We start from the raw sequence: 17,275 nt of genomic DNA, 5'->3' as shown, positions 1-17,275 counted from the left end.
GTGTGTAGTGGAGTCGTACGCAGCCGAGTGCGGGGAGAGACGGTGGACAAGCCGAAGGTCGTTCTGGGGGTCAGCGGCGGCATCGCCGCCTACAAGGCCTGTGAGCTGCTGCGCAGACTCACCGAGTCCGGCCACGACGTACGCGTCGTGCCGACCGCCTCCGCCCTGCACTTCGTCGGCGCCGCCACCTGGTCCGCTCTCTCCGGCAACCCGGTCTCCACGGAGGTCTGGGACGACGTCCACGAGGTGCCGCACGTCCGCATCGGCCAGCACGCCGACCTCGTCGTCGTCGCCCCCGCCACGGCCGACATGCTGGCCAAGGCCGCCCACGGCCTCGCCGACGACCTGCTGACCAACACCCTGCTCACCGCCCGGTGTCCGGTCGTCTTCGCCCCCGCCATGCACACCGAGATGTGGGAACACCCGGCCACCCAGGAGAACGTGGCGACCCTGCGCCGGCGCGGAGCCGTCGTCATCGAGCCCGCCGTCGGCCGTCTCACCGGCGTCGACACCGGCAAGGGCCGGCTGCCCGACCCCGGGGAGATCTTCGAGGTCTGCCGCCGGGTGCTGACCCGGGGCGTCACCGAGCCCGACCTCGCCGGCCGGCATGTCGTGGTGAGCGCGGGCGGCACCCGCGAGCCCCTCGACCCCGTCCGCTTCCTCGGCAACCGCTCCTCCGGCAAGCAGGGCTACGCCCTCGCCCGCACCGCCGCCGCGCGCGGCGCCCGGGTCACCCTGGTCGCCGCCAACACCCAGATGCCCGACCCGGCCGGTGTCGACGTGGTGCGGGTCGGCACCGCCGTGCAACTGCGGGAGGCGGTCGTGAAGGCCGCGGCGGACGCGGACGCGGTGGTCATGGCCGCGGCCGTCGCCGACTTCCGCCCGGCCACGTACGCCACCGGGAAGATCAAGAAGAAGGACGGCCAGGAGCCCGAACCGATCGTGCTGGTGCGCAACCCGGACATCCTGGCCGAGATCGCGGGCGACCGGCCCCGGGAGGGCCAGGTCGTCGTCGGCTTCGCCGCCGAGACGGACGACGTCCTCGCCAACGGCCGCCGCAAGCTGGAGCGCAAGGGCTGCGACCTCCTCGTGGTCAACGAGGTGGGCGAGCGCAAGACGTTCGGCTCCGAGGAGAACGAGGCGGTCGTCCTGGGCGCCGACGGCACCGAGACGCCCGTGCCGCACGGTCCGAAGGAAGCCCTCGCCGACATCGTCTGGGATCTCGTGGCGCGTCGTCTGGACGGTGCCGTCTGACCCACCCGGAAGGGTGTCCGGCACCCGCCCGATTCGGGCGTGGCGCCTCTGGCCACCGCCGTGTGCGATTGGCAGAATGCCCGTGCCGCAGGTCACAGCCCTCCCGAGAGGCGAGACAGGGGGGTCCGTGACCGGGCACGACAGATAAACTGTCCACGGACGACGCCGGGCGCAGCCCCCGTCCCGTCCACCAATGATCAGCCAGCAGCCGCTGCAACCCCAGGGAGCGTTGTGTCCCGTCGCCTGTTCACCTCGGAGTCCGTGACCGAGGGTCACCCCGACAAGATCGCTGACCAGATCAGCGACACCATTCTCGACGCGCTGCTGCGCGAGGACCCCTCGTCCCGCGTCGCCGTCGAGACGCTGATCACGACCGGCCTGGTGCACGTGGCCGGAGAGGTCACGACCAAGACGTACGCGGACATCGCGACGCTGGTCCGCAGCAAGATCCTCGAGATCGGCTACGACTCCTCGAAGAAGGGCTTCGACGGCGCCTCCTGCGGTGTCTCCGTCTCCATCGGCTCGCAGTCGCCCGACATCGCGCAGGGCGTCGACGCGGCCTACGAGGCCCGCGTCGAGGGCGACGAGGACGAACTGGACCGCCAGGGCGCCGGTGACCAGGGCCTGATGTTCGGCTACGCCACCGACGAGACGCCGACCCTGATGCCGCTGCCGATCTTCCTGGCGCACCGGCTGTCCAAGCGCCTCTCCGAGGTCCGCAAGAACGGCACCATCCCCTACCTGCGCCCCGACGGCAAGACGCAGGTCACCATCGAGTACGACGGCGACAAGGCCGTCCGCCTCGACACCGTGGTCGTCTCCTCGCAGCACGCGTCGGACATCGACCTGGACTCGCTGCTGGCTCCCGACATCCAGGAGTTCGTGGTCGAGCCCGAGCTGAAGGCCCTCCTCGACGACGGCATCAAGCTCGACACCGAGAACTACCGCCTGCTGGTCAACCCCACCGGCCGCTTCGAGATCGGCGGCCCGATGGGTGACGCCGGCCTCACCGGCCGCAAGATCATCATCGACACCTACGGCGGCATGGCCCGCCACGGCGGCGGCGCCTTCTCCGGCAAGGACCCGTCCAAGGTGGACCGCTCGGCCGCCTACGCGATGCGCTGGGTCGCCAAGAACGTCGTGGCGGCCGGTCTGGCCTCCCGCTGCGAGGTGCAGGTCGCGTACGCGATCGGCAAGGCCGAGCCCGTCGGCCTGTTCGTCGAGACCTTCGGCACCGCCAAGATCGACGCCGAGCGGATCGAGAAGGCCATCGACGACGTCTTCGACCTCCGTCCGGCCGCGATCATCCGCGACCTGGACCTGCTCCGCCCGATCTACGCCAAGACGGCGGCGTACGGCCACTTCGGCCGTGAGCTTCCCGAGTTCACCTGGGAGCGCACGGACCGCGTGGACGCGCTCCGCGAGGCCGCCGGGCTGTAGTCAGGCCCGTAGGTACGTCACACCGAGGCCCGGTGCCCTTCTCTGGGGGCCGGGCCTCGGCGTGTGCGCGGGGCGGCCCCCAGAGGGCGGGGGCGGCGCCGGATGTCAGTGGCGTTTGGTAGGAATGCAGGCGTGAGCAGCGAGGACGAGCAGCCGGGAGGCGGCACCGACGGGGCGCCGCCCGAGCAGCTTGCCCTCATCCGCGAGAGCGTGCGCAAGGCCAAGGTGCCCCGCGCCAAGCCGCGGACCTGGCGCGGCGCCAAGCTCGCCGAGGAACTGCCCGTGGCGCGGGTGCTGGTCGACAAGGGCGTGCTGCACCTCGACCGCTACTTCGACTACGCCGTGCCCGAGGAGCTGGACGAACAGGCACAGCCCGGGGTCCGGGTCCGGGTGCGGTTCGGCGCCGGGGCCCACAACGTGCGCGAGGGGCGCCGCGAGGGCGGCGGGCTGCGGGACGGGTACATCGTCGAGCGCCTCGCCGAGAGCGACTACCAGGGGCCGCTGGCCGCGCTCGCCCAGGTGGTCTCGCCGGAGCGCGTCCTCGACCCCGAGCTGCTCGCCCTCGCCCGTGCCGTCGCCGACCGGTACGCCGGCAGCCTCGCCGACGTCCTGCAACTGGCCGTTCCGCCCCGGCACGCCCGCGCCGAGGCGCGCACCCTTCCGCCGCCCCCACCGCCGCCGTCGGCACCGGACCCGGGTCCCTGGCAGCGGTACGAGCACGGGCCGCGCTTCCTGGAGGCGCTGGCGTCCGGGCTGTCGCCGCGCGCGGTGTGGACCGCGCTGCCGGGGCCGCAGTGGGCCCAGGAGATCGCCCTGGCCGTCCGGGCGACCCTGGCGTCTGGGCGCGGCGCGCTGGTCGTCGTGCCGTCCGGCCGCTCGGCCGCACGGGTGGACGCCGCGCTCACCGAGACGCTGGGGGAGGGGCAGCACGCGCTGCTCACCGCCGACGCGGGCCAGGAGCGCCGCTATCTGGAGTGGCTGGCCGTGCGGCGCGGTTCCGTCCGGGCCGTGGTCGGTACCCGGGCCGCGATGTTCGCCCCCGTGCGGGACCTCGGGCTCGTGGTGATCTGGGACGACGGCGACTCCAGCCACAGCGACGACAACGCCCCGTTCCCGCATGTGCGGGAGGTGCTGGAGCTGCGTGCCGCGGGCGGCAAGTGCGGTTTCCTGCTGGGGAGTTGGGGCTGCACCGTGGAGGCGGCCCAGCTCGTCCGCAGCGAGTGGGCCGTCCCGCTCGTCGCGGACCGCGAGCGTGCCCGGCGGCTCACCCCGCTGGTGCGGACCGTCGGCGACGGGGACCTCGCCCGTGACGAGGCCGCCCGCGCCGCCCGGCTGCCGTCCCTGGCCTGGAAGGCCGCCCGGGAAGGGCTGCGGCACGGCCCCGTGCTCGTCCAGGTCCCCCGACGCGGGTACGTCCCCCGGCTCGCCTGCGACCGGTGCCGGGAGCCGGCCCGGTGCCGGCACTGCGCGGGACCCCTGGAGGCGAGCGGAGCCGGCGGGGCCCTGTCGTGCGCCTGGTGCGGGCAGGGCAGCCCCGACTGGCACTGCCCCGAGTGCGGCGGGTTCCGGCTGCGGGCCCAGGTCGTCGGTGCGCGCCGGACCGCCGAGGAGCTGGGGCGGGCGTTCCCGGCCGTCCCCGTGCGCACCTCGGGGCGGGAGCATGTGCTGGACACCGTGCCGGGGGCGCCCGCGCTGGTCGTGAGCACACCGGGCGCGGAGCCGGTCGCCGAGGGCGGGTACGCGGCGGCGCTGCTGCTCGACGGCTGGGCGATGCTCGGCCGGGCGGACCTGCGGTCCGGTGAGGAGGCGCTGCGGCGCTGGATCACCGCCTCGGCTCTGGTCCGGCCGCAGGAGGCGGGCGGCACCGTGGTGATCGTCGCCGAGGCCACGCTCCGCCCGGTGCAGGCGCTGGTGCGCTGGGACCCGGTGGGGTTCGCCGTCCGGGAACTCGCCGAGCGCGCCGAACTGGGCTTCCCGCCCGTGTCCCGGATGGCGGCGGTCTCCGGACCGCCGGACGCCCTCGCGGAGTTCCTCGCAGGCGTGCGGCTGCCGGGCGACGCGGAGGTGCTGGGACCGGTACCCGTACCGGTCACCCCGGCAGGCCGCCCCCGCCGCCCCGGCGGCCCCCCGCCGGGCGAACAGTGGGACCGCGCCCTGATCCGGGTGCCCCCCGGCAGCGGTGCGGCCCTGGCGACGGCCCTGAAGTCGGCCCGGGCGGCCCGGATGGCCCGGGGCGGCGGCGAGACGGTGCTGGTGCGGATCGATCCGTTGGACATCGGCTGAGGGACGACCGCGAGGTACGGGCGCCGGGGGTGGGCCGGCCGGGGCGATCGTGCCGGCGCGGGTCGATCCGTCGGACGTCATGGCGACGGGGGCGGGCTGCTGCGCGCGCCCGGTGAGACGGCGGAGGCGCCCGGCATGGGTGGGATCGTGCTCGTGAGGCTCGCCCCGTCAGGCATCGGCTCGGCGACGAGCTGTCGGGCCGGGGGCCGGTGACGGGGGCTGCCGGGCACAGCCATCGGCCCCCGCCGAAGCCCGCGGAGGGAGGCGCCGGGCGCAGGAGCCGGACAGCGCTCGCGCGGGGCGGGCCGCTGCCGTCGGATGAGCGAACCACCGGCGCCTACGGCCCCCCATGCCCCCGCCCAGGCACGGGTGGGATCGCGCTCGTGAGGCTCGCCCCGTCAGGCATCGGCTCGGCGACGAGCTGTCGGGCCGGGGGCCGGTGACGGGGGCTGCCGGGCGCAGGCGTCGGCCCCCGGCGAAACCCGCAGAGGGGGCGCTGGGCTCAGGAGGCCGGACAGCGCTCGCGCGGGGCGGGCCGCTGCCGTCGGATGAGCGAACCACCGGCGCCTACGGCCCCCCATGCCCCCGGCCAGGGAATGGTCTGCCCTCCCGGGTGCGCTCCGGGAGGGCAGAGTCGAGGGGGTGTCAGCCGTTGCGGGGGCCCGGGAAGGCCGTGGGGCGGGCCTCGTCGCGGAGGGCGGGGCTGCCGGCCGTCGGCTGGGTCGGCATCGAGCGGGCGGCGGGGACCGTCGGCACCGTCGGCAGGGCGGTGGAGACGTTGACCGTGCGGGTGCCGGCCGGCTCGGACGTGCGCTCCGCCTCGGCCGCGGCCTGGGCGGCGGCGCGGCGTGCGCCGTAGCGGCGGTGGACGGCCTGCTTGGTGACGCCGAGGGCGGAACCGACCGCGTCCCAGGAGAAGCCCAGCGAGCGGTCGAAGTCGACGGCCGCCGTGACCAGCGTCTCGACACTGTCCCGCAGCTCCTGGGCGAGGCGGACCGTCGGCGCGGGGGCGCGCCCGTAGACGACGAAGCCCGTGGACGGGCCGGAGCGGCGCGGGCGGTAGACGTTGCCCAGCTGGGCGGTGAGGGTACGCAGTGCGTCCACCTGCCGGCGGACCCGCTCGATGTCCCGCACCAGCAAGTGCAGGCTGGCCCGAGCCTGGGCGTCGTGGGTTGCGTGGTCGGCCATGAACAAGCCTCTCGAACCGGCGTGAAAGGGGCGGGCCGCCATGTCGGCGTCTGCGGCCCGATGGGGTCAACTCTTTCTTGACCAACGCGGCAGCGCGCCGCTGGTCACGCTGTGGGGGCGTGTGGGCATATGCCTACGCCCGGTGGAGGGGTGCGCGCCGCGGGCGACGGCAGGTGGGACGGGGTCCCGAACGGCCGGTGCTCCGGCGTGAGTCAGAGGCCCCCGCACCCATAGACTGGTGCGTCGCCCAGCCGCCCCCGCCCGAGAGGCCCCGCCCACCCATGAAGCTCGTCTTCGCCGGCACCCCCGAGGTCGCCGTTCCCGCTCTGGACGCTCTGATCGCCTCCGGGCGGCACGAGGTGGCCGCCGTCGTCACCCGGCCCGACGCGCAGGCCGGACGCGGACGGCGGATGGTCGCGAGCCCGGTGGCCGAGCGGGCCGCCGAGGCCGGGATCGAGGTGCTCAAGCCCGCCAAGCCGCGCGATCCGGAGTTCCTGGAGCGGCTGCGGGAGATCGCGCCCGACTGCTGCCCCGTCGTCGCGTACGGCGCCCTGCTGCCGCGCGTCGCCCTCGACATCCCCGCCCACGGCTGGGTCAACCTGCACTTCTCGCTGCTGCCCGCCTGGCGCGGCGCCGCCCCCGTGCAGCACGCCATCATGGCCGGCGACGAGATCACCGGCGCCTCCACCTTCCTCATCGAGGAGGGCCTGGACTCCGGGCCGGTCTACGGGACGGTCACCGAGGAGATCCGGCCCACCGACACCAGCGGCGACCTGCTCACCCGTCTCGCCTTCGCGGGCGCGGGGCTGCTCGCCGCCACCATGGACGGCATCGAGGACGGCACCCTGAAGGCCGTGCCGCAGCCCGCCGACGGCGTCAGCCTCGCCCCCAAGGTCAACGTCGAGGACGCCCACGTCGACTGGACCGCCCCCTCCCTGCGCGTCGACCGGGTCGTGCGCGGGTGCACGCCCGCGCCGGGCGCCTGGACCACGTTCCGCGGCGAGCGCCTGAAGCTTGTCCAGGTGCAGCCGGTGCCGGGCCGGGACGACCTCGCGCCGGGCGAGCTCGCCGCCGGGAAGAACAACGTGTACGTCGGAACCGGCTCGTACGCCGTCGAGCTGCTGTGGGTGCAGGCGCAGGGCAAGAAGCCCATGCGGGCGGCGGACTGGGCGCGCGGCGCGCGTATCGCCGCGGGCGAGCGGGTCGGGGCCTGACCGCGGCACACCGGGGCCCTGCCGGGACGTAGGCTGGGCGTATCTCTCGTCCAGCAATCCGGAGCACCTTTTTCGTGAGCGACACCTCTCGTCGGCCCCGCAGGCCCGGCAAGCCCTACCGTCGGCCCCAGAAGGACCCCGTCCGCATCCTCGCCTTCGAGGCGCTGCGCGCCGTGGACGAGCGGGACGCGTACGCCAACCTCGTGCTGCCGCCGCTGCTCCGCAAGGCGCGCGAGAAGGGCGACTTCGACGGCCGGGACGCCGCGCTCGCGACCGAGCTGGTCTACGGGACGCTGCGCCGGCAGGGCACGTACGACGCGGTCATCTCCGCCTGTGTGGACCGGCCGCTGCGTGAGGTGGACCCGCCGGTGCTCGACGTGCTGAGCCTCGGCACCCACCAGCTCCTCGGGACGCGCATCCCGACGCACGCGGCCGTGTCCGCCTCGGTGGAGCTGGCCCGGGTCGTGCTCGGTGACGGGCGTGCCAAGTTCGTCAACGCCGTGCTGCGCAAGGTCGCCCAGGACGACCTGGACGGATGGATCGAGCGGGTCGCCCCGCCCTACGACGACGACCCCGAGGACCACCTCTCCGTCGTGCACTCGCACCCGCGCTGGGTCGTCTCCGCGCTGTGGGACTCGCTCGGCGGCGGCCGGGCCGGGATCGAGCGACTGCTGGAGGCCGACAACGAGCGCCCCGAGGTGACGCTGGTCGCGCGGCCGGGCCGGGCCACGACCGAGGAGCTGCTGGCCGAGGAGGCCGCCGTGCCGGGCCGCTGGTCCCCGTACGCCGTGCGGCTCGCCGAGGGTGGGGAGCCCGGCGCGATCGAGGCAGTGCGCGAGGGGCGCGCGGGCGTGCAGGACGAGGGCAGTCAGCTCGTCGCGCTCGCGGTGGCCAACGCGCCGCTGGAGGGCCCCGACCGGCGCTGGCTCGACGGGTGCGCGGGACCCGGTGGCAAGGCGGCGCTGCTCGGCGCGGTGGCCGCCGAGCGCGGCGCGATGCTGGTGGCCTCCGAGAAGCAGCCGCACCGGGCCGGGCTCGTGGCCCGCGCGCTGGCCGGCAACCCGGGGCCCTACCAGGTGATCGCCGCCGACGGGACGCGGCCCGCGTGGCGGCCGGGCAGCTTCGACCGGGTGCTGGTGGACGTGCCGTGCACGGGTCTGGGCGCGCTGCGGCGCCGGCCCGAGGCGCGGTGGCGCCGGAGGCCCGAGGACCTCGACGGGTTCGGTCCGTTGCAGCGGGGTCTGCTGCGCAGCGCGCTGGACGCCGTACGGGTGGGCGGGATCGTCGGATACGCCACCTGCTCCCCGCACCTCGCGGAGACCCGGGCCGTCGTGGACGACGTCCTCAAGCAGCGCACCGGCGTCGAACTGATCGACGCGCGCGGTCTGCTGCCGGGCGTGCCCGAGCTGGGGGAGGGCCCCGACGTGCAGTTGTGGCCCCATGTGCACGGCACGGACGCGATGTATCTGGCGCTGATGCGGCGCGTGGCCTGACGCTCGCAGGCCTGACCGGGACTCGCGCGTCACTCGCGCGCGGGCGCCGCCGGTTCCAGGCGGTTCGGCCACCACACGGCCGGGCCCACGTCCAGGAACAGGGACGTCACCAGGACCGACCGCACGATGAACGTGTCCAGGAGCACGCCCAGGGCCACCGTGAAGCCGATCTCGGCGAAGGCGACCATCGGCAGCGTGCCGAGGGCGGCGAAGGTGCCCGCGAGGACCAGACCGGCCGAGGTGATGACCGCGCCCGTCGCGGCGAGGCCCGTGACCACGCCCGGGCGGGTGCCCTGGTGGGTGGCCTCCTCGCGGATGCGCGTGGTGAGGAAGATGTTGTAGTCGATGCCCAGGGCCACGAGGAAGACGAAGACGAACAGCGGGAAGTCCGTCGCCTCGCCCGCGTAGTCGAAGACGTGGCGGAACGCCAGCGCGCTGATGCCGAGGGCGGCGGTGAACGACAGGATCACCGTCCCGACCAGCAGCAGCGGCGCGATGAGCGCCCGCAGCAGGACGCTCAGGATCAGCAGGACCACGACCAGCACCAGCGGGATGATCAGGATGTTGTCGTGGGTGGTCGCCCGGTCCGCGTCCAGCAGCGCCGCCGTGCCGCCCCCCACCTTCGCGTCGGCGTCCGGCACCGCGTGCACGGCGTCCCGGACCCGCTCGACGGTCTGTTTGGCGGCCTCGCTGTCGGCCGGGGAGCTCATCGTCGCCTCGAAGAGCACCTTGCCGTCCCAGGACGGTTTCGTGCCCGGCGGCAGGCCCAGCGACGTGGGCACGACACCCTCGGTCTCCGCGACCGCGCGGCCCACCCGCACGGCCTGCGCCTTGTTGCTGACGATGACCAGCGGGTCGCCGCTGCCCGCCGGGAAGTACCGGGCCGAGACCTGCTGGCCGGCGATCGAGTCCGGCTTGTCCGTGAACGCGTCGGCGTTGCTCAGGCCCTCCGCGCGCAGCTGGATGAGGCCGAGCGAGCAGATCGCGAGCGCGACGGCCGTGGCCACCCAGGTCGCCCGCGGCCGGTGGGAGATACGGCGGCCGAGCCGCGCCCAGACGCCCCGGTCGTCGGGGTTCTCCGAGCCGAGCCGCGGGATCACGGGCCAGAAGATCCAGCGGCCGAAGACGACCAGCAGCGCCGGGAACAGGCTCATCATCGCGAGCAGAGCCACCGCGACACCGATCGCCGCCACCGGGCCGAGCCCGCTGGTGGAGTTCATCTCGGCCGCGAGCAGCACCAGCATGCTCACCACGACGGTCGCGCCGGACGCGATCACCGCCGGGCCGGCCCGGTGCAGGGCGCGCGCCATCGCCTCGTGGCGGTCGTCGTGGCGGCGCAGTTCCTCCCGGTAGCGGGCGACGAGCAGCAGGGCGTAGTCCGTCCCGGCCCCGAACACCAGCACCGTCAGGATGCCCGCGCTCTGCCCGTTCACGGTGAGGCCCCCGTGCCGCGCGAGCAGGTAGATGAGGGCCTGCGCGGTGAACAGGGCGACGATCACGGAGACCAGCGGGACCAGCAGCAGGGACGGACTGCGATACGTGATCAGCAGCATCACGATGACGACCGCCATCGCCGCGAACAGCAGCGTGGAGTCGATCCCCTCGAACGCCTCGGCGAAGTCCGCTGACGTGCCGCCGGGGCCCGTGATGTGCACGGCGAGCCCGGCGCCGCCGTCACCGACGACGTCCCGGATGGAGTCGACCGCCGACGAGATGCGCTGCCAGCCGTCCTCGTCCATGGTGATCGGCACCAGGACCTGGGCCGCGCGCGGGTCGGTCTCCCGGTCGAAAACCGGCCCGCGGGTCTCGGCGCCCCGGATGCCGTGGGCGGTCAGCCGCTTGAGCTCGGCCACGTCCTCGGCGATGTCCGCCCGGTCCCGGGCCGTCAGGCCGCCGTCACGGGCGTAGACCACGACCGCCGGGATCTGCTCCGGGCGGAAGTTCTCGGCCAGGTGCAGGACCTGCGTGGACTCGGCGGAGCCCGGCAGCCAGGACGCCGCGTCGTTGTCCTGCGCGTCCGTCAGCTTCTGGGCCAGCGGTGCCGTCACGAACAGCACCACCAGCCAGAGGACCAGCACGACCCACTTCGCCCGCCGCCCGCACACCAGGTGTGCCACGCCTCGCGTCCCCGTCATGGGCACCCCCGCAGCCGTCCGACGACCCGGTCGGCCGCCCAGCATGGCACGCGCGGCCCGCCGTCGGCATACGACGATCGTCTGAGGTCTGGACCGGGGGTAACAATCGCGCCGGGGCATGGCAGGCTTGGGTCATGGCCGCGCAGATCAACCCCAGCATCCTGTCCGCCGATTTCGCCCGCCTCGCGGACGAGGCGAAGGCGGTCGACGGAGCCGACTACCTCCACGTCGACGTCATGGACAACCATTTCGTCCCGAACCTCACGCTCGGCGTGCCGGTCGTGGAGTCACTGGCCCGTGCGACGGACACCCCGCTGGACTGCCATCTGATGATCGAGGCGCCCGATCGCTGGGCACCGCAGTACGTCGAGGCAGGCGCATCCTCCGTCACCTTCCATGTCGAGGCCGCCGCCGCCCCCGTGCGGCTGGCCCGGGAGATCAGGGCCAAGGGCGCCCGTGCCTCCATGGCGCTCAAGCCGGCCACGCCCATCGAGCCCTACGAGGACCTGCTCCCCGAGCTCGACATGCTGCTGGTCATGACCGTCGAACCCGGCTTCGGCGGGCAGGCGTTCCTGGACATCATGCTTCCGAAGATCCGCCGCACCCGCGAGTTGATCAGCAAGCACGGTCTGCAGCTGTGGCTCCAGGTCGACGGCGGCGTGTCGGAGTCCACGATCGAGCGATGCGCCGAGGCCGGCGCCGACGTGTTCGTCGCCGGGTCGGCGGTCTACGGGGCCGACGACCCGGCGGAAGCGGTCCGCGCGCTGCGGGCCCGGGCCGACGAGGCCACCAGGACGGCCGGCTGGGCGTGCGGCCACTGAACCAAGGGAACGTGAACGCCCGCCCATCGGGGCGGATCAAGTGCGCCGGATCTGCAAGGATGAACGGCGAATCCAGAGTGTGAACAGCAGTGAGGAGATCGCCGTGTCGGGTATGTCGGCGGGCCGGTCAGCCATGCGGATGGGACCCGCTGAGCTGGTGCAGGCGGCGGCCATGGCCCGCCGCTTCTACCTCGAGGGGAAGTCCAAGATCCAGATCGCGGAGGAGTTCGGCGTCAGCCGCTTCAAGGTGGCCCGGGTCCTGGAGACCGCTCTCGAACGGGATCTGGTGCGCATCGAGATCCGCGTGCCGGCCGAACTGGACGCCGAGCGCTCGGACGCGCTGCGCGCCCGGTACGGCCTGCGGCACGCCGTGGTCGTGGAGTCCCCGGCCGACGCCGAGGAGACGCCCGACCCGGAGAACCTGGGAGAGGTGGCCGCCGACCTGCTCGGCGAGCTGGTCGACGAGGGAGACGTGCTGGGCCTGGCCTGGGGCCGGTCCACCATCCACATGGCGGCCGCCCTCAGCCGGCTGCCCCCGTGCACGGTGGTCCAGCTGACGGGCGTGTACGACGCCGGGACCGCCGAGCGCGGCTCGGTGGAGGCCGTCCGGCGGGCCGCGCAGGTCTCCGGCGGCGACGCGCACCCCATCTACGCGCCGATGCTGCTGCCGGACGCGGCCACCGCGAAGGCGCTGCGGCACCAGACGGGGATCGCCCGGGCCTTCGAGTACTTCGACAAGGTCACGGTCGCCTGCGTCTCCATCGGCTCCTGGGAGCCGGGCATCTCGACGGTGCACGACATGCTCAGCGACGAGGAGCGCGCGCACTACGCCTCGCTCGGCGTCGCCGCCGAGATGTCCGCGCACCTCTTCGACGCCCAGGGCCGCCGGGTCGGCCGGGACCTCGGCGAGCGGTGCATCACCGTCAAGGCCGACCAGCTCCGCCGTATCCCCGAGGTCGTCGCGATCGCGGGCGGCGCGCGCAAGGCGGCCGCGATCGACGCGGTGCTGCGCTCGGGGCTCGTCACCAGCCTGGTGACGGACACCTCCGCGGCGGACGTCCTGATGACGGCCGGCCCGGCGCCGAAGCCCGCGCTCAGCAGGTCGGACCCGGACGGGAACTGACGACACGTCGGACGAGGGGGCGGCCCGGTGCCGCCCCCTCTCCGCATCGACGAACATCGGAGCGGCACGCGTATGACGGAGCTCGTGGTCACCCTGGACCTCGACGGGGTCACCGACAAGGCGGCGCTGATGGACCGCTGCGCCGAGGCCCTGCGGCTGCCGGACTGGTTCGGGCGCAACTGGGACGCGCTGGCGGACTCCCTGTCCGACCGCACCGTCTGGCCCGAGGACGCCCGCGAGCGGGGCCTGTGGGTCGTCGTACGGAACTGGCGGGGCTACGCGGACGCGCGGCCCGAGGAGTGGCGGGTGGCGCGGGACGTCCTCGCCGAGGCGACGGACCGCACCCCGGACCTCACCGTGCTGCTCGACCTCGGAGGTTCCTCCAAGTAGGGGGCTGACCTGCTTGGACGATGTGACCGTTCAGGGCGTTCCGGTCAGCATGGGACAATGAAGTACGTGCTCTTCCCCCTGGCTGTCCTGTCCGGGGGCCACCTCTGATCGACTGGGATGTGCAGCACGTGCGTTTCCTCAACGACATCCAGCCCGCGTACGACCTGACGTACGACGACGTCTTCATGGTCCCGAGCCGCAGCGCGGTCGGCTCGCGGCAGGGCGTGGACCTCAGCTCCCCGGACGGCACGGGCACCACCATCCCGCTGGTCGTCGCCAACATGACCGCCATCGCCGGCCGCCGCATGGCCGAGACGGTGGCCCGGCGCGGCGGCCTGGTCGTCATCCCGCAGGACATCCCGATCGAGGTCGTCACGGACGTCGTGTCCTGGGTGAAGAGCCGCCACCACGTGCTCGACACCCCGATCGTGCTGGCCCCCCACCAGACCGTCGCCGACGCCCTGGCCCTGCTGCCCAAGCGCGCCCACAACGCCGGTGTGGTCGTCGACGAGGACCGGCGGCCGGTCGGCGTCGTCACCGACAGCGACCTGTCCGGCGTGGACCGCTTCACGCAGCTCGAGGTCGTCATGTCCCGCGACCTGCTGCTCCTGGACGCGGACATCGACCCGCGCGAGGCCTTCAACAAGCTCGACGCGCACAACCGTCGCTACGCCCCCGCCGTCGACGCCGACGGCCGTCTCGCGGGCATCCTCACCCGCAAGGGCGCCCTTCGCGCCACCCTGTACACCCCGGCCGTCGACGCCGACGGCAAGCTGCGCGTCGCGGCCGCCGTGGGCATCAACGGCGATGTGGCCGGGAAGGCCAAGCAGCTGCTCGACGCGGGTGTGGACACCCTGGTCATCGACACCGCGCACGGGCACCAGGAGTCGATGATCGCCGCCATCAGGACCGTGCGGGCGCTCGACCCGCGGGTGCCGATCGTCGCGGGCAACATCGTCGCCGCCGAGGGCGTGCGCGATCTGATCGAGGCCGGCGCGGACATCATCAAGGTCGGGGTCGGCCCCGGCGCCATGTGCACCACCCGCATGATGACCGGCGTCGGCCGCCCGCAGTTCTCCGCCGTCATGGAGTGCGCGGCCGAGGCGAGGAAGTACGGCAAGCACGTGTGGGCCGACGGCGGTGTCCGGCACCCCCGCGACGTCGCCATGGCGCTCGCCGCAGGCGCGTCCAACGTGATGATCGGGTCCTGGTTCGCCGGCACCTTCGAGTCGCCGGGTGACCTGCAGCAGGACTCCAGCGGGCGGCTCTACAAGGAGTCGTTCGGCATGGCGTCCGCGCGGGCCGTGGCCAACCGCACGTCGGAGGAGTCGGCGTACGACCGGGCCCGCAAGGCGCTGTTCGAGGAGGGCATCTCCACCTCGCGGATGTTCCTGGACCCGGACCGGCCCGGGGTGGAGGACCTGATCGACTCGATCATCGCGGGCGTGCGGTCCTCCTGCACCTACGCGGGTGCCGCCTCGCTGGAGGAGTTCACCGAGAAGGCCGTCGTCGGCGTGCAGAGCGCGGCCGGGTACGCGGAGGGCAAGCCGCTGCACGCCAGCTGGAGCTGACGTCTCGTCACGTACGGCCCCCGTTCTCCCGCACGCCGGGAGGGCGGGGGCCGTCTCGTGCACCGCTCCCGGTTCCTCGCCGTGTGCAACGGTCGAAAGGCCCGCTGCAACGAAACCCCACCGAGTCGCCGGAGACGCAATGATCTTGCGGGTATGCGCAAGGTTGCTGCATTTCACCCGCAACGTCGATCCTCGTAGGCTGTCGCCTCGAACGTGGCGTGGCAGGGACCCCGCTCGGTGGGTCCCCGCCCTCAGGGGATGCCGCCGGTCCCTGCCCGTCTGACCGGCAGCGAAGGAGCCAGCGCGTGCTCGACCAAGGCGCACCCCCGCAGGACAGAGACCGGACGGCAGCCGCCGCCCCACGTGGGACCGGCGCGCGCCTGATGCGCCGCAAGCCCGTGGAACACCTGGTCGCCGAGGGTGGCCAGGGCGAGGGAGGGTCCCTGCGGCGCTCCCTCGGGCTGTGGCAGCTCACCATGATCAGCATCGGTGCCACCCTCGGCACCGGCATCTTCGTCGTCCTCGGCGACGCGGTCCCGGAGGCCGGCCCCGCGGTCACCCTGGCCTTCGTGATCGCCGGTCTCACGGCCCTCTTCTCGGCCCTGTCCTACGCCGAACTGGCGGGCAGCATCCCCGTCGCGGGCTCCTCGTACTCGTACGCATACGCAACGATGGGCGAGCTGGTCGCCTGGATCTGCGGCTGGTGTCTGGTCCTGGAGTACGGGGTCTCGGTGGCCGCCGTCGCCGTCGGCTGGGGCGAGTACCTCAACGAACTGCTCGACGGGACGATAGGCGTCACCATCCCGTCCGTGCTCTCCTCCGCCCCCGGCGAGGGCGGTGTCATCAACCTGCCCGCGCTGGTCGTCGTCCTGCTGGCGATGGTGTTCCTGCTCGGCGGCGTCCGCGAGTCCGCCCGCGCCAACACGATCATGGTCGCGGTCAAGATCGTCGCGCTGGTGCTGTTCTGCGCGGTCGGCTTCACCGGCTTCAGGTCCGGCAACTACGCCGACTTCATGCCGCTCGGCATGGCCGGGGTCAGCGCGGCCGGCGCCACCCTGTTCTTCTCCTACATCGGATTCGACGCCGCCTCCACCGCGGGCGAGGAGGCCAAGGACCCCAAGAAGGACCTGCCGCGCGCGATCATGCTCTCGCTGATCATCGTCACCGCGCTGTACGTCCTCGTCGCCGGGGTCGCCGTCGGCGCCTGGCACTGGACCAAGTTCGAGGGCTCCCAGGCCTCCCTCGCCGCGATCATGAACGACGTCAGCGGCCAGACCTTCTGGGGCACCCTGCTCGCCCTCGGCGCGGTCATCTCCATCGCCAGCGTGGTCCTCACCGTCCTCTACGGCCAGACCCGCGTCCTGTTCGCCATGTCCCGCGACGGCCTCGTCCCCAAGGCCCTCGGCAAGGTCCACCCGAAGACCGGCGCCCCCCGCCTCAACACGGTGATCGTGTCGCTGTTCTGCGGTGCGCTGGCCGCCCTCATCCCGCTGGGCAAGCTGGTCGACGCCACCAGCATCGGCACGCTGTTCGCCTTCGCGCTGGTCAACATCGCGGTGATCGTGCTGCGCCGGAAGCGGCCGGAGCTGGAGCGCACGTTCCGGGTGCCGTTCGGGCCGGTGCTGCCGGCGCTCGGCTTCCTGTTCTGCGTGTACAACATGGCCAGCCTCGACACCGTCACCTGGGTCGTCTTCGGGTGCTGGATGGCCGCCGGACTCGTGTTCTACTTCCTGTACGGGTATCGCCGGTCCCGTCTCGCCGTACCTGAAGTGAAGTGAACCGCCCGCAGTGCTGAACGATCTCGACGAACGCATCGTGCACGCCCTCGCCGAGGACGCCCGCCGCTCCTACGCCGACATCGGGGCCCTGGTCGGCCTGTCCGCGCCCGCCGTGAAGCGGCGCGTGGACCGGCTGCGGGCCACCGGGGCCATCACCGGCTTCACGGTCCGCGTCGACCCCTCCGCCCTCGGCTGGGAGACCGAGGGGTTCGTCGAGATCTACTGCCGGCACAACACCTCGCCGGAGACGATCCGGCGAGGTCTGGAGCCGTACCAGGAGGTCGTGGCCGCGTCGACCGTCACCGGCGACGCGGACGCGGTCGTGCAGGTCTTCGCCTCCGACATGCGGCACTTCGAACGGGTCCTGGAGCGGATCGCCGGGGAGCCGTTCGTGGAGCGCACCAAGTCGGTGCTGGTGCTCTCCCCGCTGCTGCGCCGCTTCTCCTCCGGCTCACCCGCCTGAGAGCCGCCCCGGCGCCTATCATCGGTGTCATGACCTGGCGACATTGATCCACCAGCCGTGCCTCCCGAGGTCCGCCCCGGACGCCGCACCCCCGGTGTCCGAGACGTCCCTGCGGGAAGGCC

The 17,275-nt window shown here is 73.4% G+C and carries 13 protein-coding genes; 11 read left to right on the top strand and 2 right to left on the bottom strand.

All coding sequences use genetic code 11. The features are described from left to right. The first annotated feature begins 42 nt into the window (after positions 1–42). From coaBC to F8R89_RS06320, 3 genes are all read left to right on the top strand, one after another. Positions 43–1,254 carry a bifunctional phosphopantothenoylcysteine decarboxylase/phosphopantothenate--cysteine ligase CoaBC gene (gene coaBC / locus F8R89_RS06330; protein ID WP_192806055.1) on the top strand — a complete coding sequence of 404 codons (1,212 nt, stop codon included), beginning with the start codon at positions 43–45 and terminating at the stop codon, positions 1,252–1,254. 231 nt (positions 1,255–1,485) lie between these two features. Beyond that, a complete protein-coding gene (gene metK / locus F8R89_RS06325; RefSeq protein WP_151783042.1) occupies positions 1,486–2,694 on the top strand; it encodes a methionine adenosyltransferase in 1,209 nt (402 codons plus the stop codon). A 132-nt stretch (positions 2,695–2,826) separates the two neighbouring features. Beyond that, the gene (locus F8R89_RS06320) at positions 2,827–4,977 is read left to right on the top strand and encodes a primosomal protein N' (RefSeq protein WP_151783041.1); all 2,151 of its coding nucleotides are present in this window, start codon (positions 2,827–2,829) and stop codon (positions 4,975–4,977) included. A gap of 645 nt (positions 4,978–5,622) precedes the next feature. On the opposite strand, the gene F8R89_RS06315 is transcribed toward F8R89_RS06320, so the two are convergent. Next, complete coding sequence (locus F8R89_RS06315; protein ID WP_151783040.1) at positions 5,623–6,165, bottom strand: hypothetical protein; 543 nt, start codon at positions 6,163–6,165, stop codon at positions 5,623–5,625. Between the two features lie 281 nt (positions 6,166–6,446). Between F8R89_RS06315 and fmt the strand changes: the two genes are divergently transcribed. Both fmt and F8R89_RS06305 read left to right on the top strand, forming a co-directional pair. Further along, positions 6,447–7,379, top strand: coding sequence for a methionyl-tRNA formyltransferase (fmt, locus tag F8R89_RS06310; RefSeq protein ID WP_151783039.1), 933 nt, complete (start codon positions 6,447–6,449; stop codon positions 7,377–7,379). 74 nt (positions 7,380–7,453) lie between these two features. Beyond that, complete coding sequence (locus F8R89_RS06305) at positions 7,454–8,872, top strand: RsmB/NOP family class I SAM-dependent RNA methyltransferase (RefSeq protein WP_151783038.1); 1,419 nt, start codon at positions 7,454–7,456, stop codon at positions 8,870–8,872. A 29-nt stretch (positions 8,873–8,901) separates the two neighbouring features. Here F8R89_RS06305 and F8R89_RS06300 read toward each other — a convergent pair whose 3' ends face one another. Next, positions 8,902–11,007 carry an MMPL family transporter gene (locus tag F8R89_RS06300; protein WP_151783037.1) on the bottom strand — a complete coding sequence of 702 codons (2,106 nt, stop codon included), beginning with the start codon at positions 11,005–11,007 and terminating at the stop codon, positions 8,902–8,904. A 134-nt stretch (positions 11,008–11,141) separates the two neighbouring features. Here F8R89_RS06300 and rpe point away from each other — a divergent pair, with 134 nt between their 5' ends. The 6 genes from rpe to F8R89_RS06270 all read left to right on the top strand — a co-directional run bounded on the left by rpe (position 11,142) and on the right by F8R89_RS06270 (position 17,153). Continuing rightward, a complete protein-coding gene (rpe, locus tag F8R89_RS06295; RefSeq protein WP_151783036.1) occupies positions 11,142–11,828 on the top strand; it encodes a ribulose-phosphate 3-epimerase in 687 nt (228 codons plus the stop codon). Between the two features lie 79 nt (positions 11,829–11,907). Continuing rightward, positions 11,908–12,951, top strand: a complete 1,044-nt coding sequence (locus F8R89_RS06290) for a sugar-binding transcriptional regulator (RefSeq protein ID WP_062674343.1) — start codon at positions 11,908–11,910, stop codon at positions 12,949–12,951. A gap of 72 nt (positions 12,952–13,023) precedes the next feature. Further along, positions 13,024–13,341, top strand: coding sequence for a barstar family protein (locus F8R89_RS06285; protein ID WP_151783035.1), 318 nt, complete (start codon positions 13,024–13,026; stop codon positions 13,339–13,341). Between the two features lie 128 nt (positions 13,342–13,469). Beyond that, positions 13,470–14,912 (top strand): GuaB1 family IMP dehydrogenase-related protein, encoded by a 1,443-nt coding sequence (locus F8R89_RS06280; RefSeq protein ID WP_192806342.1) that lies wholly within the window; start codon positions 13,470–13,472, stop codon positions 14,910–14,912. A 305-nt stretch (positions 14,913–15,217) separates the two neighbouring features. Continuing rightward, positions 15,218–16,690, top strand: coding sequence for an amino acid permease (locus F8R89_RS06275; protein ID WP_151783033.1), 1,473 nt, complete (start codon positions 15,218–15,220; stop codon positions 16,688–16,690). Between the two features lie 10 nt (positions 16,691–16,700). After that, entirely contained in the window at positions 16,701–17,153 is a 453-nt protein-coding gene (locus F8R89_RS06270) for an Lrp/AsnC family transcriptional regulator (RefSeq protein ID WP_151783032.1), read from the top strand. Positions 17,154–17,275: the final 122 nt, after the last annotated feature.

It is taken from the genome of Streptomyces sp. SS1-1 (genome assembly GCF_008973465.1).
Classification (GTDB): domain Bacteria; phylum Actinomycetota; class Actinomycetes; order Streptomycetales; family Streptomycetaceae; genus Streptomyces.
This window is presented reverse-complemented; position numbering and strand designations above follow the sequence as displayed.

Coding starts and splice junctions, on each gene's coding strand:
- F8R89_RS06315 (WP_151783040.1), bottom strand. CDS start 6,165: ATGGCCGACCACGCAACCCACGACGCCCAGGCTCGGGCCAGCCTGCAC.
- fmt (WP_151783039.1), top strand. CDS start 6,447: ATGAAGCTCGTCTTCGCCGGCACCCCCGAGGTCGCCGTTCCCGCTCTG.
- F8R89_RS06300 (WP_151783037.1), bottom strand. CDS start 11,007: ATGACGGGGACGCGAGGCGTGGCACACCTGGTGTGCGGGCGGCGGGCG.
- rpe (WP_151783036.1), top strand. CDS start 11,142: ATGGCCGCGCAGATCAACCCCAGCATCCTGTCCGCCGATTTCGCCCGC.
- F8R89_RS06285 (WP_151783035.1), top strand. CDS start 13,024: ATGACGGAGCTCGTGGTCACCCTGGACCTCGACGGGGTCACCGACAAG.